Raw genomic sequence first — 21,781 nt, forward strand, 5'->3', positions numbered from 1 at the left:
AGTCCACCACCTTTAAACGACGTTTACGTTAATACGCTTCTCCTCCCAAGGGGATTCCGTTATAAAATGATGTAAGCGGTTGTAAACCACTCCCACCGAGTCGTTTGCCATCTGAGTTATGTTTTTTCGCTTGGCTTTCCCCGAGTAATCCTCCCAAATAGTGTCTAAACCCCTTTTTTTGTGTCTTGGGTTTTGAAGTCGGGGTCGAAACGCTTGCACCACTTCTCAAAGCAGGGTGGCATAGCGGCTGGGGTGGTCTCTCTCATGGGGACACTCTCCACCTTAAATCCTTGTCAGTCAAGGGTTTTGCTTTTATTTTACCTTTTTTACCGTTTAAGTCCCGTTAGAGGGTTTTTTTCGCTAACGCGATCGTAGCGACCCCCTACGACTGCTTTAACACGATGCGATAGCGAGGTTTACCGTTGCGGAGATAGTCCATTGCTTCGTTCGCGCGATCGAACTCGAACACTTCCGTCATCGGTGCGATTCCGTGTTGTGCGGCAAAGTCCAACATCTGGGCGATCGTCACCGGACTCCCTACCGGACTCGACGACACCGACTTCTGACCCATCAGCAGAGGAAACAACTGTAAATCGAGGGGATTCGTCGCCACGCCGACTAAGTGCAATCGTCCCTTCGGTCGCAACGCCGCCACGTAAGCGTTCCAATCGAGATCGGCACTCACCGTCGAAATAATAAAATCAAAAGTGTTTTCGACGGCTTGCAGGGCGTCGGGATCTTTAGAATTGACAAAATGGGTCGCCCCGAGTTCTTTAGCTTCGGCTTCTTTGTCCGCACTCGTCGAGAACGCCGTCACCTCGCATCCCCAAGCATTGAGGAATTGAATCGCCAGGTGTCCGAGGCCGCCAATTCCCACCACACCCACGCGATCGGTGGGTTTGAGGTCGAACTCTACCATTGGATTGAATACGGTAATGCCACCACAGAACAGCGGCCCGGCCTTGAGGGGATCGATGCCCTCGGGAATCGGGATGACCCAACTGTGATGGGCGCGAACGCGATCGGCAAATCCGCCGTGGCGTCCGACGATCGTGCCTTCGGCGTCGCTACAGAGATTGTGGTCGCCGGACATACACCACTGGCAACCCATACAGGAGTTGGCAAACCAGCCCAAACCGACCCGCTGTCCGATTTGGAGATCGGTGACGCGATCGCCGATCGCCGTTACGGTTCCGACGACTTCGTGACCGGGAACGAAGGGATATTGCGTCAACTCCCATTCGTTATCTAACATACTCAGGTCGCTGTGACAGATCCCGCAGGATTCGACAGCGAGTTCGACCTCTTCGGCCTCCAACGCACCGGGATCGTATTCAAACGGTTCGAGTTTTCCCGCCACGTCTCGGGCGGCATAAGCCTGAATCTTTGCCATGTTGCGAGTTCTACAGATATACGAACACGCTCTCGATGGTAGCGGGAATCGCGATCGCCGACCTCTATCTAACGGTTAATTCTCGCGAGATTTCGGTCGAAACTGCTGCTCGATCGCTCGAACCAAAACGTCGCGGGGGAACAATCGCGGTAACGTGGCGATCGCTTGGTTGACCAACCCACCGGCGATCGTACAGGCCGTATCTCGATCGAGGGCGGCGATCGCCTCTCGAACCACTGTTTCCGGCGATACCAGTTGCGATGAGTTACCGTTGGACGGGGGCGACCCGGACACCTCGAAAAAGTTCGTATCCGTCGGACCGGGACAGATGGCGAGAATCTTGACGCCCGTTTTGTCGTTTTCGGCCCAGAGCGCTTCGCTAAAACTCAAGACGAAGGCTTTCGTCGCCGCGTACACGGCAAAATAGGGCAGAGCTTGGAAACTGGCGATCGATCCCACGTTAACGATACAGCCCGATCCCCGTTGGCGCATCGGTTGCAGAAAGCGATGGGTCAGATCGACCAACGCCATCACGTTCAACTGAACCATCGATAGTATTTTGGCGCGATCGCTCTCGGCGAACTCTCCGTAATCGCCAAATCCGGCATTGTTCACCAACAGGTCGATGGCCGTTCCTCGTCCTTCCGTCTCTTCGTACACCCGTTCGATGTCTTCGGGTCGCGTCAGATCGCCAGCGAGAACGGTGGCTCGAATCTCGTATCGTTCCTGGAGTTCTTCAGCAAGCTGCTGCAAGCGATCGCGCGATCTCGCCACGAGAACCACGTCTGTTCCCCGCGACGCCAGTTGTCGGGCAAATTCCGCCCCGATCCCCGACGATGCCCCCGTAATCAATGCAGTGGTCATAACCAGCCCAACGCGAACGTTCCCAAATATTCTAAGTGTTCTCGTCCTTCCGCGCCTTAATTGCTGCCAGAGCCTGTTTCACCGCCGCCAACTCTGCCGGACGGTCTTCTTTCCCATAGCGATCGCCGGCCAACAGCAAATCTTCGACGGCGTCGTCGTCCTGTCGCAAATTGGCAAATGCCAAGCCGCGATTGTGATAAGCTTCGGCTAAGTTGGGATTCGACGCCAAACATCCCGCGAAGGTGTTGGCTGCTTTGCGATAGTCCCCCGCCCGAAATTCCTCACAACCGCGATGGAACACTGGGGCGACGTCGTCGGCCAACGGGCGGCGTTCTACGGGAGACTCGAACAGTATCGCTTGACTGCCAGCCCCTTCGTAAGCCCACAGCATCACCGCCAACCCCACCCCGAGAACCGCCACCAGCACCGACAATCCAACCAGTTGAGACAGTTCCATGATTTCGTCCTCGCTCTGTTGTCGCGTTCCGTTCTACTTTCACTGTGCCATTGCTTCTGAGTTCGTGTCCCCCCCTTCGAGTAGACTTGGGGTCGCGGCGAGAACGGAAGGGATGGGTCGATAGAGAGAGAGGTCTTGCGGGGCGGGTTGCATTTCGCCGCGAAAGTCGAGAAACTGCACGAGAATTAGATAAGCGATCGCGAGGATCAGGGAAATGGTTCCGGTGGCGATCGCCACGAGTTTCGATCGATCCATAGTAATAGCAATTGGAGAATACGGATCGATCGTAGATCGTCGGGAGTCTTTTGGATCGCAAACCCCGATCGGTGATCGACGCGTTAGACCGAGCGATCTTCCTCTTCCACCCCGATATTTTTTGCCAATCGTTTCATACGTCGCGTTTCCGCTTGTCGTCGCATGGCGTGTCCTACCGAAACGTTCAGTTGCGCCCCCACCAGCAACGCCAGAGAACTCAGCTTCAGCCACAACAGCATGACGATCGCCGTTCCCACCGCCCCGTAATACACGTTGTATCGCCCGAAATGGGAGACGTACAGCCGAAACAAACTCGAAATTCCCGCCCACAATAACGTGGCGATCGCCGCCCCCGGAAACACGGGAATTCCCGGCTTCCAGCGACTCGGTCCGAAACGATACACGAATGCAAAGGCGATCGCCACCAACACCAACGCCAACGGCCAGCTCAACCGATGCCACGCCGCCAACACGTTCGACTCGTATTCTCCCATGTAGCCGACGACAAACTGCACGATAAAATCGCTGATAATCGCCAGAAACGACGCCACCGCCAACAAGACGATCGATCCCAAGGTCAGCGTCAGCGAAATTAATTTGGCTTTCCAAAACGGACGCGTGCGTTTGTGGGAAATCCGGTGAATGCGATCGAGGGCGTTCATCGTCGAACTGACCGCCGAAGACGCGATCCACAACGCCGCGATAAAACTCAACGACAACACCCCACCCCCTTTCGAGACTTGTAGCTGATCGACAAAGCGATCGATCAGAGTCTGTACGTCTTGGGGCGGAAGACTTTTCAAATTGTCCGCAATTAAATCGAAGGCAGCCCGTTCGGGAAAGACTCGCCCTAACACAGACAGGGCGGCGATGATTGCCGGAAACATCGCCAACATCGAATCGAAAGCAATTTCTGACGACAAGCCGAACAACCGCAACCGACCCATCTCGGCCGCCACGTGACGCAATACGTAGGGTCTCAGATGCCAAAAGAAACTTAGAAAGCGAGGTAAGAGGGGAAAACGCATAGCGATCGCACGTCGCTCGAGTCAGAAGAACTTAGTTCTAGAATAGGGGTTTCTCCCTAGAGTTTCGACTCGAAGGCAGAAAACGGTAACGGGATCGCGGCGATCGCAGGGGATACCGAAACGTCTGAGGTGGGTCGAGTTGAGTCTCAAACTGCATCCTCATCTCAAATCCTTGCAAAAACCGCTCTGTGTCCTCTGTGCCTCTGTGGTGAAGACGTTTTGAAACCCGACTCAACAAGCCTACATACCACAAAGTCACAAAAATGTCAACCTAAATTTTAGCGCCGTTCGCGCAGCCACGCCTCGATTCCGTCCGCCAAAGAGACCGCTAACGCTTGCTGTGCTTGCGGATCGACGATCCACTCGAACTCCTCGGGATTGATAACAAAGCCCAACTCTAACAACACGGACGGCGCGACCGTCGGACGAGTCAGGGCAAAATTCGCCCAAAACACCCCGTATTCCGGTCGGTCTAGATCGTCGATTAAATGGCGGTACAAAAAACTCGCCAAATCGCGAGCTTGCGGGTGATACCAAAACGTCCCGATTCCGGCCGTGTTCTCGGCGTCGCCGTTGTCGGGGAGGGCGTTGTAATGCAAACTCAGCGCGAGAGTCGGTTCGACTTTCTCGATAATCGCGACGCGATCGTGCGGCCACAGATCGACATCCCCTTCCCGCGTCAGCACCACCGTCGCCCCTCGGCGTTCGAGTTCGTCCCGCAACAACAATCCGACCTCGAGCGTCACCTCCTTTTCCGGGGTTCCCGTCGGCCCTCGCGCGCCCAAATCTTCCGGGCCGCCGTGTCCGGGGTCGAGTAAAATCGTCGTTCCCGCCAACGGCTGCGTCGGCGACATTTCAGGAGGATGGCGCAGCGAGAGAACCAGCGTCGTGTCGTCGTAGCGAAGTTTGTACCCCCACTGCTGCGAAGACCGAAACTGAAACTGATATCGCGCTTGCGTGGGGGTCGTTTGCTGCCAGGTCATCCCTTCGACCCAGGGGTCGGCGTCGAAGGCAATAAAATCGGTTTGAGCGATGGTGTTGTAGAGAGCGAGGGTGAGGCGATCGCCCTCCTGTTCGACGCTGACGGGAACGGGAGTTTCGAGAGGAAACCGTACCTCCGTCCAGCGATCGCCGTGACGGGCGCTGACACTACGAACGATCGACTGGGGCGGAACGCCGCTGCGAAAAGTTCGCGCCTCCTCCGACCGTATCCAAGCCCCGTAATCGAGGCGCAGCCAGTCCCCTTCCTTTCCCGTCACCCTGGCTCTCGTCCCTTTAGGTAAAGGCGTCAGGCGGGAGTGGGCGGTACTCGGTCCCGTGCGGGCGATCGCCTCCTCCGCAACGACTTCCGCCGCTAAAACAGCATCTCGCGGCAAAATCTCGATCGCACCTCCGGCCGGTTGCGTCGCCGTTTCGCCACCCACCTGCAACTCGAACACCGGCCGTCCCCAACTTCCCGGCGTCTCGAACTGAGTGCAACCGCGATAGGTGGCCGCCGAGGGCGACACGGGCAGAGGTTGGTTTCGTCCCACGAGGACGGCAAAGTTCTCGGGAAGGGGACGCGAGGCGGTATCCGGTAACAAAGCGACCGTGCGATCGCCGACGCGAACGCGGGCTGACGTGTCGTCTCCCGTCGGGGCGATGGCGCTGAAACAGACCAGTTCTCCCGGCATTCGAGCAATATCGTGAGAGGGTTGGAGCGATCCCGCTGCAAACCCCACCCCTTGAGGTAAATTCGGCGTGGGAGACCGACGCACCACCGTCAGAGACACCGCCCGATCGCCGTAACGAACCTCAAAGCGATTTTCCCCCACGGTCAGCGGAAAACTCGGGGCGAAATGTCCTGCCGCCGAGCGATCGACGGGCGTTCCGTTCACCGTCACCGCGCCAGTGGGGTCGGCCGTCCCGATAATAAAAATGCGATCGCTGGTCGTGTCGTGAGTCTCGGGAGGATAAGCGATAAATAACGAAGAATTGGCCATCACCGACCCCCCGATCGCTACGGGAATCGCTGCCGCCGCGATCGCGGGAACTATCGAACGAATCAAAACGCGTTTCATACTTCGAGACCGGATCGACGGCGAACGGAAATCGATCGCTCGGCCGTCACTTTTCACGTTTAACAGACAGTCGAACGCGATCGAGAATCCGTTCCAACTGCTCTACCAATTCTGCCATGCCGTGGTCGATGCTGTCTTTGGCTTGGCGTTCGAGCTTGCGCGCCAAATCCGGCATCGTTAAGATCGCGGCGTTGCTGCTGGCCCCTTTTAACTTGTGGGCTAACTGCGACAGCCTCGGCCAGTCGCGAGTCGAGAGGGCATCGCGGATTTCCCCCACACAAACGAGCGCGTCCTCGGTAAAGGTTTCCAGCAACTCCTGTTGGAACTCGCGATCGCCCCCCGTAATTTCCTCCAACCGCACCACATCCACCGTCGGCGGTATTTCTTCAACGGTCGTCGTTCGGGTCTCCTGCCCGCGATCTAAACTTGCCGCCGTTCCGTTACCGTTGTGTCGGTCTCCTGTCGTCTCGAGTGCCAGATGGCGACGAGACGGATTCACCCAGCGTTCGATCGTAGCTTCTAACACGGTCCGCTGCACGGGTTTGGTCACGTAATCGTCCATTCCCACCGCCAAACACTTCTCGCGATCGCCCTCGAGGGCGTGAGCCGTCATGGCCACGATGACAGTATGGCGATCGGTTCCTGCTTCCCGTTGCCGTAACTGACGAGTGGCTTCGTAGCCGTCGAGAACCGGCATCTGACAGTCCATCAGCACCAAATCGAACAGTTCTTCCGCCAAGCGATCGAGGGCTGCCCGACCGTTACCCACACAGGTCACGTTCGTATACTCGAGTTGTTTGAGTTGATTGCGGACGACCTTCTGATTGACCGGCGTGTCGTCGGCCACCAAAATCTTTACAGTGGAGCGATCGGACAAATCGACGGGGACGTTGCGGCCGTTTTGCGAGACCGGGGGATCTGCCACCACCGTTATCGGTTCGGCCGCCACCTCCAACCGAGTCGTAAACCAGAACCGCGAACCTCGCCCTACCTCGCTCTCGAGTCCGATCTCGCCGCCCATCAAACTCGACAACCGCCGACAGATAGCCAGTCCTAACCCCGTTCCCCCGTACTTGCGCGTCGTCGATGCGTCCACCTGAGAAAACGACTGAAACAACTTGTGTTGGTCTTCAGGAGCGATACCGATCCCCGTGTCCTGCACGGTAACACGTAAGGTGGCCTCGGCATCTTGTCGGTGCGGACAGGAAACAAACACGTCGATACGACCGCGATCGGTAAACTTAATGGCGTTGCCGATCAGATTGATAATCACCTGTCGCAGCCGCGTCGGATCGCCTTTGAGCCAAGGGGGAACTTCCGGGCCGATATGATACTCGAGGGCTAGTCCCTTGGCGTTGGCCGTCGGCCACAACAGTCGGCGTACGTCTTTCAGCGTCGCGTTCAACTCGAAGTCGATCGACTCAAGGCGCATTTGACCGGCTTCTAACTTAGAAAAATCGAGAATGTCGTTGACGATGAGAACCAGATTCTCGCTACTGGTGCGAATCGTTTGGAGAAAATCCCGCTGCTCGTCGTCGAGACGGGTCGTCAGCAACAGATCGGTCATGCCGATGACGCCGTTCATGGGGGTACGAAGTTCGTGGCTCATGTTAGCCAGGAACTGACTTTTCGCGACCGTGGCAGCTTTCGCCGCTTCCAACGCAGTTTTGAGTTCTACCGTACGTCGGTCGACCTGCTGTTCGAGAGTGCGCGAGTAGCTTCGGAGTTTGGTGTTCGCTTGTTTGAGTTGCCAGAGATAGTGCCAGTTTACGACCGTGACGGAAGACCCCGTCAGGGCTAAGAACGGGGCGACAATGGGCAGCACCCACCCCTCGAGAAAGGAGAGGTAGACGATCGCGCAGATTACCGCACTGCCGAGTCCGACTGACACCAGGGCAGCCAGCAAGCCCAAACTAACCCCCCGCGATCGCGCCCATTGCAAACACTGCCAGGTCACGACTGCTCCCACGAAAGACCACACCACAGTCCAACTCTGTTCGAGGGATTTGGGCCACAACCGCAACAGTTCCCGTCCTTCGAGGGCTGCGCTCAACATCTGACTGACGATGTTCGCGTGGACGACGACCCCTGGCATTTGCGGCGGGTCTTGTTGCAGGTTGCTACTGTAGGGAGTGTAGAAAAAATCGTTGAGACTGGGGGCGACCGGGCCGATCAACACCACGCGATCGCGAAATAGGTCGGGATCGACCGTCCCGTCGAGAACCGCCGTCATGGACACAGTAATAAAGTCTTCGCTGCGATAGTTGAGGAGGATTTGATAGCCGCCGATTTCCCCTGGAAAATAGTTCCCTTCGCGTCCGGTCAGGGGAACGAACAGCGCTCGTCCCAAGCGCAGATGCATCTTTTTCGGGTCGTTCCCGGCCGGCTCGAGGGTCACTTCCCGTTGCTCGAGGTAATGCAAGGCGAGAACGGGCGCCAAGCCGAGTTGAGATTCACCGTTGGGATTTTCAGCCGAGAGGATAGCGCGGCGAATTTTACCGTCGGCGTCGGGCATGACGTCGGAGATGCCCACCCGTCCGGCGTTAGCGAGAACCGGCGGTGGGGCGACTGTATTGCTGAGAAGTTTTTCGACCCCGAACAAGTTGGGGGTCGATCGCGCCACCTCTTCAAACAGCTCGTGTCCCGGTTCGACGGGGAGGTCGCGGTACAAGTCCAAACCGATGGCGTCGGGATTCCCGGCACGAATACGTTGCAGCAACGTGGCCAGGAGCGCGTCGGGCATCGGCCACTGTCCTACGGCCACGATATCGGGTTCGTCGATCGCCACGATAACGATCCGCTCGTCGACGGGTTCGCTCGGCCGCAGGCGAAACAGTTGGTCGCGTACCGTCCATTCCCACAGGCGAAACCACCCACTGGCCTGGCCGGTCACCACCAGCCCCGCCACAATGGGGGCGGTGACCAGGACGAACCGCCACTGCCAAGCTTTTGATAGATATCGCCAAGATCGGGTTAACGGTCGCTCAGCCCGAACTGGCGTGTTTTTGCCCTCTCGCATACGTTCGTTGCGAACCTCTCCCTCGTATCTGACCCCGCAGTAGGATACGCGCTTATCGCACGACGAGCTTCGACGTTTGCCCCCAGCGTTCGCTGGAGGGGGTTTTTTCCCACAGCAGCTATAGCTCGGGGAGTCTGAAACCTGACGGCTCGAGTTCGACGGCGTGGCGAACCCCTGGTGCGATCGCTGCTGTCGGTGCGAGCGAGTCAAAATTCTCTGAGTGCAGTTTTGACTGTCGTTGTACCGATTTTATTTCAAACGGGGCTGAGATGCGTCAGGGTAGGTGTAAATGGGAGGCGATCGAACGCGATGTATCGGGTGAGGGTTTCGGACGGACAAAGCGCCTTCGGCGGGCGACGGCGACCTAAACGTGCGATCGCCTGTGGGAAACGTCCGTGCCGTTATCTGAGGCGATCGTTGACATCCTCTCCCAGCAACCCGTTCCGGGTATGCAGGGAGATTCCTTGGGTCGCCCCAAAGATTTCCTGCTTCAACAGGTGCCAGCTAGACTGAGCCAACTCAGCCCCCGCCGCCTCCCCTCCACAGGCAGTTTCGATTTGCCGTTGCCCACGGCTACAGATGACTTGTCCACTCGCCACATCACGGGGTTTGACTGACCCACAGTTGTGACAGTGATGGATTCGAGTTGAGAGGTCTTTGCGAACCTCCACTCCACAATCCGGACACTCCTGAGAAGTGCCACGGGCATCAACTTTGCCGTAAAAGACATCGCGCTTCCAGCACACCCAGGGAAGGATCTGATTCACAAATTGTCCCAATCCAGCATCTAGGGTGTGCTTGCCCAACATTCCCTTAGCCATGATACGGAAGTCGAGATCTTCGACAAAAATCATCCCTGCACCGTCGCAGAGGTGATGAGCCAGCTTGAAATGCCAGTCTTTTCGCGTATCGGCAATCCGTTGATGGACTCTGGCAATCTTCTTCTGGAGTTTCAGCCAGTTAGCTGACCCCTTCTGCTTTTTCTTCAATCGGCGTTGCAGCAATCTCAGCTTGCGGTGCAGATTGTTGAAAAAGCGAGGCCGCTTGACCTGCTCTCCATCAGAAGTTGAGAGAAAATACTCTAGGCCAACATCAATCCCTACCGGATGCCCGTGAGGGGCTACAGCAGGAATATCGACGTCAGCCTGAAGGCTCAGCACGACAAAGTACCCGGATGCCTTGCGGACAATCTGGGCTTGCTTAACCTGAAATAAATCAGGAATTTTCCGCGACCACCGAACCCGAACCCATCCCAACTGAGGCAACTTAATCCCTTTGTCAGACACACAGTTTTTGAGTCCTCGACTCCGCTCGGACTCAACGCTGAGCGGAGCCGAAGCGTTGAGCATCTGGGGGAAGACAAAGCTTCGCATCCGGTTAGGTTTTTTGAACCGTGGAAGACCCGAACGCTTTAACCGCCACGACTCCCAGGAGGCTTCCAGTTTTCGGATGACTTGTTGAAGCACTTGGGCATTAACAGTCTTTAATCGGGGGTATTCAGCTTTCGCCGCAGTTAGGGACTTGCACTGCCGCGCATAGCTGGGAAATAGTGCATCCGCAGGCAAGATGTATTCCTGCACGATGGAACACGCATTCACGGGCGACTTTCGGGAATTTAGCCAATCCTTACGTTCCCGCAGGGCAAAATTCCAGACATTGCGGCACACATCCAAAATGTGTTCGATGTCTGAAACCTGCTCCGCCGTTGGCTCTAGCTTGAATTCCCACGTCATGTTTAGCATGAAATTATCTTAGCCTATGAAATAAATATTTGTTTCCTAGGCTTAAGCGAACTACTCCCTCCCGTCGCTTCACCACCCCCCAAGCCCTCGGCTATGGGCGGAGCACTGCGACGGATCTTGGTAGACCAGACGTTCGTTCTGCCGATCGTCTATCGATACTCGGGAGGTCTGCCCCACCGTTGCCTCTGCCGATCGAACTGTCCCGAGCCGATCGACGGCGACAGTGGGGCGCGAAGTAGATGCGTCTCGAATCGATCGTTAACTAACCCTCCTTAACTAATCGGCTAAGGGCTGACGGGCTAGGTTATCCAAACCGACTGACGCGAGGAATTCGTTCCAGTTCGAGGCGACACTTGCGTCTTGCGGGCGATCTTGGCGAGCGCGGGCCAGGGTGCTGAGCGCATCGTACCAAATTCCGGCCTCGCTATACGCTCTGGCGGCTTCGATCGCAGTTGCAGCGGCCTCGAGATCGGCGGCGAGGCCGCCTTCGAGGGGCATCCGATACACCGTCCCTTCAATGTTGGGGTTGTCGGGATCGGCCACTTCAGAGACGCAGTGAATCTCGAAGTACCACTTGTAATCTTTTTCAGCTTCGAGCGAGACGCCCTCGGGCAACGTGACGCTGACGATTCCGCCCTCGGCGGGCAGTTCGACTTGCGTGCGGTAGTATTCCCGTTCTTCGTCTTGCAAGCTAAACGAGGCGGTCGTCGCCGTCATCGAGGGAACGGAGACGAAAAATTCCGGCCGTTCGGAAACGGTGAGGACGCGTTGGAAACCCGGCAGTAGCGGTTGCAGGGCGCTGGCGTTTGCCGAACCGGCCAAACAGAGACCGGCTGTCCGGCTAGCACCGCCGCTCGAGGCCGTGCTGGGGTTTCCCGCTACACCGTCGGGCGTGCCGAAAGTTACGGCTGAGGCGGGGTGGACGGCGAACAGGGTGGCTGCACCCACAGCGGTAGCCGCCAGGGTTCGCCCGAATAACGATTTAAGTTGAGAGTACTTCATGGGACATATCCTTTCAATCGACAGATGACGCATAGACTTTCCCCAATTACTAGGATAGTGCAGATTTTGGGGAGGCAGTATGAAGTCTTGGGAAAGATCGATTAAACATTTTGTAAATTTTACGGGATTTCTTTCCAGGTTCCGGTGTGTTTTTGGAGATATCTCCCGACGGTTACAACCAGTTCCCGACGAGAACAAAGGGAGCCCAGAAAAAGGGATGGTCGTATTCGGGGCGAGCCAAAAGAGACAGTTGAGCTTGACGTAACGCTTCGGCTTTGTTGATGCCGGGCCGGGCGAGCTGTCGGTAAAACTCCACCATCAAATTGGCTGTCGAGCGATCGCGTACGCTCCAGAGGGTGGCGACGGTCGCTCGCGCCCCGCTTTCGATCGCCAACCCTGCCAGTCCCAACACGGCGCGATCGTCTCCCCGAGCGGTTTGACAAGCGCTCAACACCAACAGTTCTAACGCACCCGATCGCGTTTCGTCACGACGCTGCAAAATCGACCCCAGTTCGCTGACTCGCAGTTTACCGTCCCAGGTCACGATAAAGGTATCGTCGGCTTCGGAACTAAACTGACCGTGGGTGGCGAGGTGCAACACGGGGTTGGAGGCACGGGCGAGGGCGGCGCGGGTGGCCTCGGTCGTAAACTGTTGGTTGAGTTGGATTTCTGAGGGAATTTCCGAGGCGATGCGGGCGATTTCCGATTCGACTTCCGGCAGCGGTGCGAATCCCTGTCGTCCTTCGCTCAATCCGGCGATGACCGCTTGCAGTTGGCTGTTGTCGAGGGGACGGGGTTCGAGGAGTTGCAGCCCTTGGGAGAGAACGAGACCGTACTGTTCGACGAGGTAGCGATCGCCGTCGTAGAGAACGGACATGGGTAAGTTCCGCAGCGGCCCGTCGAGGACGAACACGAGGGTCGCGATGTCGGCGTTTTGTAACGCGGTCTCAGCCGGGCGAACGAGCCAGTCGTAGAGTTGGCGATACAGAACCAGTCGTTCGTTACGGGGAAACGACAGGCTCAAGGATTGGCGAACGCGTTGTAAGGTGCGCTCTAACGTCGCGCGATCGACCTCGGCGCGGTAGTTTTGTAAGGGGCGTCCGGGCAGGGAGAGAATGACTTCGAGGCGATCGGGCAAGATAATCGGGTAAATGGCGGCCGCGCGAGCGTCGACGCGATCGAGCTGGGTCGGACTGGCTTCGAGACAGGACTCGCGAAAAAAGTTTTCGAGTTCGGCCAGTTGTAGGGCTTCGATGGTTTCCCTGGCCTGTTGCAGTTGGGCTTGGGTGGGACGGTCGGCCAGCAACAAACTCACGAGTTCGCGGTAGACCGGCTCGACGCTGTCGCGGAACGACAGTCGGACTTCCGGGTTGATGGCGACGAGGTCGCGACTGAGACGTTGCAGTTCGCTGACGGCTTGGGTATAGGCCGCGATCGCGTTTTCGATATCGCCCTGTTGTCGGTACAGACGCCCGAGTTGGGCTTGCCACTGGGCGGTGACGTCGGGGGCGTTGAGGGGGGCGGCGGTTTGCAGGGCGTCTTCGGTCAGGTCGAGGGCGACTTGCCACTGCTGCTGGCTTTCGTAGAGGTGTCCCAACTGACCGAGGACGTAGGCTTGCGCCCGGCGGTCTCCGAGATCGCGCGATCGCTCGAGGGCTGTTGCCAGTAACTCGGCCAGGGCGGGGGCGTTCTCGGGCTGTCGGTCGTCGAGACGCAAGCGGGTTTCGACGAAGTTCACGACGGCATAAACGGCATCGCGAGAGTCTGGTAAGGTCGTTAGACGGGATTCGACGTCCGAGAGCAGGCGTTCGGCCTCGGAGAATGCCTTGAGGTCGATGGCCGTGCGGGCTTGGGCTAGACGGGCAGTGACGATAACGGTGGCTTGGGAACTAGCCTCGGCGGCCTGGCGGTAAAAGGCTAATGCGGCTTCGAGGTCTCCCAAGGCGCGGGTAGTATCCCCGAGGGCTTGCAGGACGATGCTGTTTTGGGACAGTTCGGGGGTGTTTTGGGCGATCGCCAACGCCCGTTCGAGGACGGTTCGCGATTCGTGGAGATCGCCGACGACTTGTAGGGCGACGCCTAAATCGGTCAGGGCAGTAATTTTGAGGCGGGCGTCGGGGTAGGCATCTAGACGAGCGGTGACGGTTTCGAGAAGGGCTTGCGATCGCCGGTACAGCCCTAACCCTTGCAGGGCGATGGCTTGGTTCGTCAGCGCCCCGAGTTCTCCGAGTTCGTCTTCGAGGGCGACGTAGCGATCGGCGGCCTGTTGCCAGGAGTCTAAAGCCGCTTGAGTTTGACCTCGGCTCAGTTGCAACCGTCCTAGCGCGAGGTGGGCTTGGGCTTCGATGGCCGTGCGGCCGTTGGACACTGGCAGACCGGCCAGCTCCTGTAACGCGGTTTCGAGAACCTCGATCGCCGCACGGTGTCGTCCGAGTTCGTACAAAGCCAGGGCGCGATAGGTGGCACTTCCGGCTTGACTGAGGCGATCGCCCTCGAGACCGAACGCCTCGGCGGCCGCTTGAAAGTTCTGTTCGGCCGCTCGAAACTGTCCGGCTTCGTACAGGCGTCGGGCATCGGCTTCTAAGGCGACGGGATCGAGACGTTGGCTGTGGCGTTCGTTCGCGTCAGCGACGTGCAACACTCTCGGAGCGGGAATTAGGGCGGGGACGGACGCGGCCGAAATCTGAGACAGACTGGTAAAGCCCCATACACCGAGTAGGAACAGGAGCGCACTGATGAGTCTTGTTTTCCAGAGTTTTCGCCAAGCGCGAACGTGATTCTTCATGGAGGCGGTCAGGGATGAGAATTAATACCACAAAAATATTTTTTTGTCAATATTTCAGATCGAAATTTTGGTGAAAACAGGAGGATTTAAATCAAGACGAGAGAGGAACTCGTGAATTCCGCCAGCACTGACGCATCGATCGAATCTGTAACGTAGACATCGTTTACGATTTCCTACCTCGAGTTGAGAACAGTCGAACGGCCTCGGTGAAGTCCGTCTGGTGGGTTCGATTTTTTGCCTTGCGACCGATCGCTCGAGTTCGAGAGGCGACCCAACCCGTCGTCGTTCGAACGTGCGATCGCCTGAAACGACGTAAACATGGTGGGTCTAACCCCTTTCTTTTCACTGTAGCCGATCGCCGAGGTTAACGATTCCCCAACGGACACCCGACCGTATCGAATCGTTCGCTCGTCGCACTCAAACGGTTCGATCGCTCGGGCGAGGCGACGAGCTGCACGGAATTTCCCTCGAGGCGCACCCAACCCGTCGCCTCCACCAAGGCAGACGCTTCGAGGCGCTCTCTATCCCCGTCTTCTCCATCGATCGCCCGCGTGTCTGGGAGAGATGGCGCATCTGCCGACGTTCTAACGTGCAGCGTCCGCCAATCGCGCAAGTCGCTCCAACTGACCGTCTGTCGCAAGCTCTCGGTCGGGTTTTCGGGGACGCCTCCTCGCCCCGTCACGACGAAGGTATTGCCTTGGCTCGCCGCACAACCTCGGGCAATTTGCCGGGCGGGATCGATGGGATCGGCAGCCAGTTCCACAAACGCCGCGTCTGTGTTGACGTCTGGTGTTTTCAACTCCACCACGCCGCTGAAGGCCGGGCCGAGTTCCGAGGTGGCGGTAATGTCGCTCTCCGGTGTCGGAGCGTTGCGAAAGGCCGTCCCGAAAATTCCGAGAGCGGAGATCGTCACCCGTCCGCCCCGTCCCTGTCGGGCGTTGGCGGTGATGTCGCTGTTGTCGAGAGCGACGAGGGTCTCGCTGGCGATCGCGATATTGCCGCCGTCAGTATTTCCCGCATCGGTCGAGATGGTACTGCCGTTTCGTAACTGTACGATGGGCGATCGCACGTTAATATTTCCCCCCAGTCCCGAGACCGTCGTGGCGTCTAAATTCCCGCCGTTCTCGAGGCGAAGTCGGTCGGCCTGGATTTCCAAAAGACCCGCATCGCCAGAGCCGAAACTATCGACAGCAATTTGGGCGCCGTCTCGAATCGCGAGGGTTCCAGCGTTGACGCGCAGGTCTCCCGCCGCTCCACTGGCCGTTAAATTGGGAAAATCTTCCCGTCCCGAGGACGCTCCCAAACTGCTGGGAAACGCGATCGGCGTTCCCTGTCGGTTGGCGATTCCCGTTCCCGCCAGTTCGAGACGGTCGGTGGCCGTCACCGTAATACTGCCCCCCCGTCCGCGATCGAGGGCTGTCGCTTCGATCGAGCCGCCCTCCGTTATAGACAGCCGCTGCGTCGTCACGGTCACGTTTCCGGCTGGGGAATCCGTAAACGTGGTGGTTCCCGGGCCGCTGCCGAAGCGACCGTCTGGGGAAATCCCGATGATGTCGAAGGATTCCGTCGCCTCGATATTGACGTTTCCCCCCGGACCGCCGAAAGAAACCAGTCCCGTTCCCAGCAGTGCGCCGCTTTGGTTTCCGGCCTGAGCGCCCCCTCTCATCACGAGTCTCTGGGTTCGCACGTCGATATTTCCACCGCGACCGGTTCCAAAAATACTGTTGGCGAACAGTCCCGTCGGTAAAATAGCGTTTGGGGGCGTGTCGAGCAGTTCGACCGACTCCGAGGCATCGACAAACAAGTTTCCACCCGAACCGCTTCCGAAGGTAAAAGTATTGATGACGCCGTTGTTGGTGAGTCGGAGTCGTTGGGTTTCCAGGGTCACGCTGCCAGACTGACCCGTGGTTCCCTGCAAGCTGCCAGTGGCGAGGAAAGATTCGTCGATCTCGACGCTGTCGCTCGCGAAGATGCTGATGTTACCGCCGTCACCGGACGCGCCCGTTGTCGTCGCCAACACCGCCCCGTTTTGTAATTTCAGTCGAGCAGTTTCGACAGTCACGTTCCCCGCGTCTCCCGTAGCGTTCGTACCGACGATGGTGACACCTTCGACAGATGCCAAGTCTAGAGTTCCCAAAATTGCCTGAATTTGTATCAGTTGCAGGGTCGCGACTCCCACTCCGATAAAGTCGATGCTCTCGGTGGCTCGAAGCTCGAGATCGCCGCCCCGTCCGCTGCTGAAGGTAGAGGTCGAAAGTAACGCGTTATCGCGTACGACAATACGATCGCCCGCGATCGCGATCGCTCGCCCGTCGATGTCGCCCAGGGTCGCCGCCACGACTCGACTGTTATCGCGCACGATGACGTCTTCCCCCCGCAGGCGAATCGCACCGCCCCCTAACCCGCTAGTATCGATGCTGGCACTTCCCGATAGCTCGACCGTACCGAAGCGATCGATACCACTGTCGTCTAACGCGATTCCCGTGGGCGTCGCCGCGAGACCCAAGCGGCCGGAACCAGCGGCGCTCGTAATGCGAACGTCTCCCTGAAATGCTGTCAGCGCACCGCTTTCGAGGCGAACGTTTCCCCCGACTAGCGCGAGCGTTCGTCCCGGCAACACCGTCAGTCCCGTCGCGGGTGGCAGGGTATCGGGCAAGCCCGAGAGTGGAGCGGCGGCCGTCGATCGGTTGACGATCGCGCCGGGAGTGTCGCCGAACTGCAATCCCACCGGAACGCTCACGGTTAGCAAAGACGCCTCGGGTTCGACGGTACTAAACGAGGTGCCGTTGGCAAACTGGACGCTTTCGGCGGTACTGGCCAAGAAGGAACCCCCAATGTCGAGACGGGCGTTTTCTCCGAACACGATGCCGTTCGGGTTGATGAAAAACAAATTCGCACCGCCGTTGGCCGCTAACGTGCCGTCGATGCGGGAAATGTCGCTTCCCGTCACGCGACTGAAAATGGTTTGAATCTGGGGCAGGTTGTTAAATCGCGCCACGGTATCGGCGGGAACGGAAAATTCGAAAAAGCTGTGAAACAGCAGATCGTTGACTCGCGTTCCGTCTTCGATCGAAATATTGCCGTTGGTTTCGACGATACGAGAATTGACGGGTAACGTGGTGTCGGGGAGAATTTGACCGACGGCCTGGGAAGGAGTCAAACTGTAAATCGAGGCGAAAACTAGCCCCGAAAACAAACTTTTAGTTGCGAAAGCCATTGAAAAACTGCTGTTCGATCTGGGTTTAACGGGGTTCAAATATTACGATATCGATCCCACGATAAACTTTCAGTCCAACAAATTCCCAGAGAGAGTCGCTGTTCGATGGAAAACTTTACGGAAACCGTTACGGAACGTTCGGCGAAGTTTGGGGCATACAGCTCGACGCGGCACCGGTCTGAAAAGTTCCACGATCTCGAGACGGACGTGCCACGAGCTGTACGGAATCGTCGTCGAGACGCACCCAAGTCGTCGCTTCTACAACCGGAGTCCGATCGCTCGAAACAGATCTTTCGTTGCTATTGACATAAATTTCGTTTTGTGGCATGAAATTCGGATCGTGCTGCGAAACCTGGCGCCAGTCCCGCAGGTCTCCCCAGGTACCGGTATAACGCAGACCTTCCGTGGGATTTTCGGGAACGCCCCCCCGTCCGGTGACGACGAAGCGATTGCCCCGGCTGGCAGCACAACCGCGAGCGATTTTTTGTCGGGGGTCGATGGGATCTTCGGGTAAATCCACCAGTCCCGTCCCCGCGTCGATATCGGGCGTTTGGACGCTCACCGTTCCGTCGATGCCGAATTGAGAACTAGCGGTAATTTGGCTGTTCGGCGCGAGAAGCAACCCTTGAGTCGAAATTAGAATGTTGCCCCCCGCTCCTTCAAAGGCGTTGGCGTTAATGCGGCTGGTGTCGAGCAGGGCGATCGCCCCCGCAGACAGGGTAATGTTGCCCCCGTCTCCGCCCCCAGTGGCTGCCGTTCCGGCCTGGGTGGTGATTTGACTGCCATCGCGCAACACCACGGTATCGGATAGGTTGAGGTTGACGTTACCGCCCCGTCCCAGGAGACTCGTCGCCGTTACCGTTCCCCCCTCGAGCAGGAGGGTGCGCCCGTTCAAAATGGCGTCTCCGGCGTCACCGCTCCCTTGCGAGTTGACGGAAACTTCCGCCCCGTCGCGCAGTGTCAGGCGATCGACGTTCGAGACGATATTTCCGCCAGCCCCATCGACGTTCGACGCACCGATCGCCGTGTTGCGACCGAGTTCGACCTCGATGGCGTTAATCTCCAAGTTACCCGCCGACCCCGTACCGCGGCCGCGTACTGCCACTTCGCCCCCGTCGCGCAAGGTCAACCGTCCCGTGTTGAGGCGCAACACCCCCGCATCCCCCGACCCGCGCGATTCGGAAAACAAGGCGCTGGGTTCGACGCGACCCAACCCCGAAACGACCGATCCTTCTACTTCAATGGACTCTGTGGCGTTGACGATTAAACTCCCGGCTGCTCCAACCCCTCCCGTGGCTGCCGAGACCCGCGCCCCACCTCGCAGACTGAGCCGTTGGGTGTCGATTTGCAACGATCCCGCCCCGGCGGTTCCCATTTGTCCGAGAACTTCGAGGAGCGACGAGGTGGTAAACACGCCGCTGAGCCAAATGTTATCCGCACTCGCCCCAGCCAGTTCTACAAACTCTGCGGCCGTAATGCTGAGATTGCCCCCCTGACCGGCACTGGAAGAAGCCGCCGAAATTTGCATTCCGTCGATCGCTCGCAGTTGACGGGTTTCGATGGCGACATCTCCCGAAGCACCCGGTCCTAAGGTGGTCGTAAACAACCCTCCCGGTAGCTCCGCACCGGCTGGGGTCGATCGCAGTTCGATCGTGTCGGCGACGACGCGGAGGTTTCCGCCTTCGCCCTGGCTGAAACTACTGGGACTCGTGCTGACGAAACTGCCGCCGAACACTCCCAAAAAGGGGGTTCTCAGGTCGATATGACCCGAATCGCCCAATCCGGCGGTGCCGCTGAGTAACAAAGATCCGACCGATAGCTCGATGGCTTCGTTCGCTCGGATCGTTAAATTTCCCCCCTGTCCGGCACTGAGGGCCGAGGTCAAAATGGCTGCGCCGTTGCGAGCGTTTAAGCGATCGACTTGAAACTGGACGTTTCCTCCGTCACCGCTTCCCACACTCAAGGCAAACGCGCCGTCGCTGAGAGTCGTGGGGTCGAATTCTCCAGAGACGAGTTGTGACAGCAGCAATCCCGGCGCAGTTCCGGTTAAATCCACGAGATTGGCACGGACGGTTAAATCGCCTCCCCGACCGCTCCCGAAACTGCTACTGGAGATGAAGGCGCGATCGCTCAGTTGTAAGGTTCCTGCGTCGAGACTAATCCCGCGACCGTCTGTCTCGCCGAACGTATCCGATCGCAAACTCGCCCCCCCTTGCAGGGTCACGGTTTCTCCTCGTACTGAAATCTCGCCGCCGCCGAGGCCGCTGGCGGTAACGGTAGCCCCGTTTTGAAGGTCGATCGCACCCAACTCGGAAACGCCGCTGTAATCGAAGGTTAAGCCGGTAGGCGTCAGTCCGAACTGTACGACTCCCGGCCCGCCGACGCTACTGAGGTGGATTTGTCCTTGAAACGCTGTGAGGTTGCCGCCGTCGAGGTCGAGATCTCCGCCAAGCAGTCCGAGAAACTGGCCGGGAACGACCCCCAATCCGGCGGTTTCGGGGAGGGGCAAGCGGGGATCGAGGGGGGGTAAGGCGTTGGGATTGTCGGCTCGCGATCGATTGGAAATTCCGCCGGGATCGTTGCCGAACTGCAACCCCACGGGAACGTTGACGGTTAGGAGCGTTCCGGCTTGAGGATCGGCGGCGCTAAAACGGTTTCCGTCGGTAAAGAGGAGGCTGTCGGCGGTGGAGGCGAAGAACGATCCCCCCAGTTGCAGGCTGGCGTTTTCGCCGAAGTGAATACCGTTGGGATTGATCAGAAGCAGGCTGGCGGTTCCGTTGGCGGAGAGGAGACCGTCGATGTTGGAAATGTTGCTGCCGGTGACGCGGGTAATAATGCGATCGATGTTGGCGGCGTTGTTAAAAAATGCCTCGGTTCCGGTGGGTACGGAGAAGCGATCGAAACTATGAAATAAGTTACTTCCGGCTTCGGTTCCGCCGTCGAGGGTGAAGCGGTTGCCCTCGACCGTAACGCGAGAATTTTCGGGTAGCGTCTGGTCGGGCGCGATCTGTGCGAGGCTGGGAGCGATCGCTGTTAGGGAAGTCAAGGTTAGAGCGGCAAGGCGAGCGAAACGGCGGTGTCGCGTCGCGAGAGGGGAGGTTCTATCGTCGATCTTCATCGTGGTTTGGTGGTAGAAAACGGACTCTGATGACCCGATAGTGAAACGGTAGGCTCGATCTGTGCCGTTGGCGCATTTCGAGTTGGCGTGTCCCGAGTTGGCGATCGCCTCAGACACTCCACAGCGCGACTCCGACCTCTCTACTGTACCGGCGAAATCACTCCGTTTCGCGATCGCGAACGAGCCAAACGCCCCGCAATCCCGCCCCTCGAGCGCCTTCGCAGTCATCGCGATAGCTGTCGCCAACGTGCCACGCGACTTCGGGGGAACAGTCGTGAGTGGCTACGGCGCGATCGAAAATTTTTCGGTTGGGTTTGGCCGCACCCACTCGTGTCGAAATCGTGACCGACGAGAAGAACTGCGATAAATTGAGGGCGTCGAGAACGGTGTAGAGGCGAGAGTCGAAATTCGAGACGATCCCCAATTCGACCCCTTGTTGCTTCCAATACGTCAGCGTCGGCAGAACGTCCGGATAAACGAACCAGGGTTCGGCACTGGCAAAATACGAAAATAGGCGATCGAAGAAGCGATCGAAATCGGTAAAGCGATCGCGAACTCCCACCGCTTCAAAGGTATGGTGAGCGACCTCGTACCACCATTGATATTCCCGCGTTAACAAGTCCTCGGGCGCGACATCGGGAAATTCTGCTGGAGGCGCTACTTTAAAACTTTCGACAAATGCCGTTTCGACCGCCACCGCGTCGGTTTCGACCTTGGCTTCCCGCCGCGCGACTTCAGCGTACACCTCCCCCACGCTCCCGCGAACGCCGAACAAGGTTCCAACTGCGTCGAAAAAAATGACTTTTGGCTGTTTCATATTTTTTCAGGGAACGGGGACGAC

General features: G+C 58.0%; 13 protein-coding genes and 1 pseudogene. All 14 read right to left on the minus strand.

The window, feature by feature from the left end:
- Positions 1–266 (minus strand): annotated as a pseudogene (locus GEI7105_RS36915) (transposase); the annotation flags it as partial.
- Between the two features lie 116 nt (positions 267–382).
- Positions 383–1,393: an NADPH-dependent aldehyde reductase Ahr gene (gene ahr / locus GEI7105_RS0107635; protein ID WP_017659881.1), complete on the minus strand. Its 1,011-nt coding sequence runs from the start codon at positions 1,391–1,393 to the stop codon at positions 383–385.
- Positions 1,394–1,468: 75 nt separating this feature from the next.
- The gene (locus GEI7105_RS0107640; RefSeq protein WP_017659882.1) at positions 1,469–2,257 is read right to left on the minus strand and encodes an SDR family NAD(P)-dependent oxidoreductase; all 789 of its coding nucleotides are present in this window, start codon (positions 2,255–2,257) and stop codon (positions 1,469–1,471) included.
- A 31-nt stretch (positions 2,258–2,288) separates the two neighbouring features.
- The gene (locus GEI7105_RS0107645) at positions 2,289–2,714 is read right to left on the minus strand and encodes a tetratricopeptide repeat protein (protein ID WP_017659883.1); all 426 of its coding nucleotides are present in this window, start codon (positions 2,712–2,714) and stop codon (positions 2,289–2,291) included.
- A 39-nt stretch (positions 2,715–2,753) separates the two neighbouring features.
- Complete coding sequence (locus GEI7105_RS0107650) at positions 2,754–2,969, minus strand: hypothetical protein (protein ID WP_017659884.1); 216 nt, start codon at positions 2,967–2,969, stop codon at positions 2,754–2,756.
- Between the two features lie 83 nt (positions 2,970–3,052).
- Complete coding sequence (locus tag GEI7105_RS0107655; protein WP_017659885.1) at positions 3,053–3,997, minus strand: YihY/virulence factor BrkB family protein; 945 nt, start codon at positions 3,995–3,997, stop codon at positions 3,053–3,055.
- Positions 3,998–4,275: 278 nt separating this feature from the next.
- Positions 4,276–6,057, minus strand: coding sequence for an N-acetylmuramoyl-L-alanine amidase (locus GEI7105_RS0107660; protein WP_017659886.1), 1,782 nt, complete (start codon positions 6,055–6,057; stop codon positions 4,276–4,278).
- Between the two features lie 46 nt (positions 6,058–6,103).
- Entirely contained in the window at positions 6,104–9,076 is a 2,973-nt protein-coding gene (locus tag GEI7105_RS29565) for a CHASE2 domain-containing protein (RefSeq protein ID WP_017659887.1), read from the minus strand.
- 401 nt (positions 9,077–9,477) lie between these two features.
- Positions 9,478–10,818, minus strand: coding sequence for an RNA-guided endonuclease InsQ/TnpB family protein (locus GEI7105_RS0107670; protein ID WP_017659888.1), 1,341 nt, complete (start codon positions 10,816–10,818; stop codon positions 9,478–9,480).
- A gap of 276 nt (positions 10,819–11,094) precedes the next feature.
- A complete protein-coding gene (locus GEI7105_RS29570; RefSeq protein ID WP_017659889.1) occupies positions 11,095–11,820 on the minus strand; it encodes a DUF928 domain-containing protein in 726 nt (241 codons plus the stop codon).
- A gap of 172 nt (positions 11,821–11,992) precedes the next feature.
- Positions 11,993–14,605, minus strand: a complete 2,613-nt coding sequence (locus GEI7105_RS0107680) for a CHAT domain-containing protein (protein ID WP_017659890.1) — start codon at positions 14,603–14,605, stop codon at positions 11,993–11,995.
- Positions 14,606–14,969: 364 nt separating this feature from the next.
- Positions 14,970–17,822: a two-partner secretion domain-containing protein gene (locus GEI7105_RS29575; RefSeq protein ID WP_017659892.1), complete on the minus strand. Its 2,853-nt coding sequence runs from the start codon at positions 17,820–17,822 to the stop codon at positions 14,970–14,972.
- Between the two features lie 127 nt (positions 17,823–17,949).
- Positions 17,950–21,168, minus strand: a complete 3,219-nt coding sequence (locus tag GEI7105_RS29580) for a beta strand repeat-containing protein (protein ID WP_083862342.1) — start codon at positions 21,166–21,168, stop codon at positions 17,950–17,952.
- Entirely contained in the window at positions 21,098–21,757 is a 660-nt protein-coding gene (locus tag GEI7105_RS0107700) for an HAD-IA family hydrolase (RefSeq protein ID WP_017659894.1), read from the minus strand. Before GEI7105_RS0107700 ends, GEI7105_RS29580 begins: the two co-directional genes overlap by 71 nt.
- Positions 21,758–21,781 lie beyond the last annotated feature (24 nt).

Origin of the sequence: Baaleninema simplex PCC 7105 (assembly GCF_000332355.1) — a bacterium.
Taxonomy (GTDB): domain Bacteria; phylum Cyanobacteriota; class Cyanobacteriia; order Cyanobacteriales; family Geitlerinemataceae; genus Baaleninema; species Baaleninema simplex.

Coding starts and splice junctions, on each gene's coding strand:
- GEI7105_RS0107640 (WP_017659882.1), bottom strand. CDS start 2,257: ATGACCACTGCATTGATTACGGGGGCATCGTCGGGGATCGGGGCGGAA.
- GEI7105_RS0107650 (WP_017659884.1), bottom strand. CDS start 2,969: ATGGATCGATCGAAACTCGTGGCGATCGCCACCGGAACCATTTCCCTG.
- GEI7105_RS0107680 (WP_017659890.1), bottom strand. CDS start 14,605: ATGAAGAATCACGTTCGCGCTTGGCGAAAACTCTGGAAAACAAGACTC.
- ahr (WP_017659881.1), bottom strand. CDS start 1,393: ATGGCAAAGATTCAGGCTTATGCCGCCCGAGACGTGGCGGGAAAACTC.
- GEI7105_RS29565 (WP_017659887.1), bottom strand. CDS start 9,076: ATGCGAGAGGGCAAAAACACGCCAGTTCGGGCTGAGCGACCGTTAACC.
- GEI7105_RS0107700 (WP_017659894.1), bottom strand. CDS start 21,757: ATGAAACAGCCAAAAGTCATTTTTTTCGACGCAGTTGGAACCTTGTTC.
- GEI7105_RS0107645 (WP_017659883.1), bottom strand. CDS start 2,714: ATGGAACTGTCTCAACTGGTTGGATTGTCGGTGCTGGTGGCGGTTCTC.
- GEI7105_RS29575 (WP_017659892.1), bottom strand. CDS start 17,822: ATGGCTTTCGCAACTAAAAGTTTGTTTTCGGGGCTAGTTTTCGCCTCG.
- GEI7105_RS0107660 (WP_017659886.1), bottom strand. CDS start 6,057: ATGAAACGCGTTTTGATTCGTTCGATAGTTCCCGCGATCGCGGCGGCA.
- GEI7105_RS0107655 (WP_017659885.1), bottom strand. CDS start 3,997: ATGCGTTTTCCCCTCTTACCTCGCTTTCTAAGTTTCTTTTGGCATCTG.
- GEI7105_RS29580 (WP_083862342.1), bottom strand. CDS start 21,168: ATGACTGCGAAGGCGCTCGAGGGGCGGGATTGCGGGGCGTTTGGCTCG.
- GEI7105_RS29570 (WP_017659889.1), bottom strand. CDS start 11,820: ATGAAGTACTCTCAACTTAAATCGTTATTCGGGCGAACCCTGGCGGCT.
- GEI7105_RS0107670 (WP_017659888.1), bottom strand. CDS start 10,818: ATGCTAAACATGACGTGGGAATTCAAGCTAGAGCCAACGGCGGAGCAG.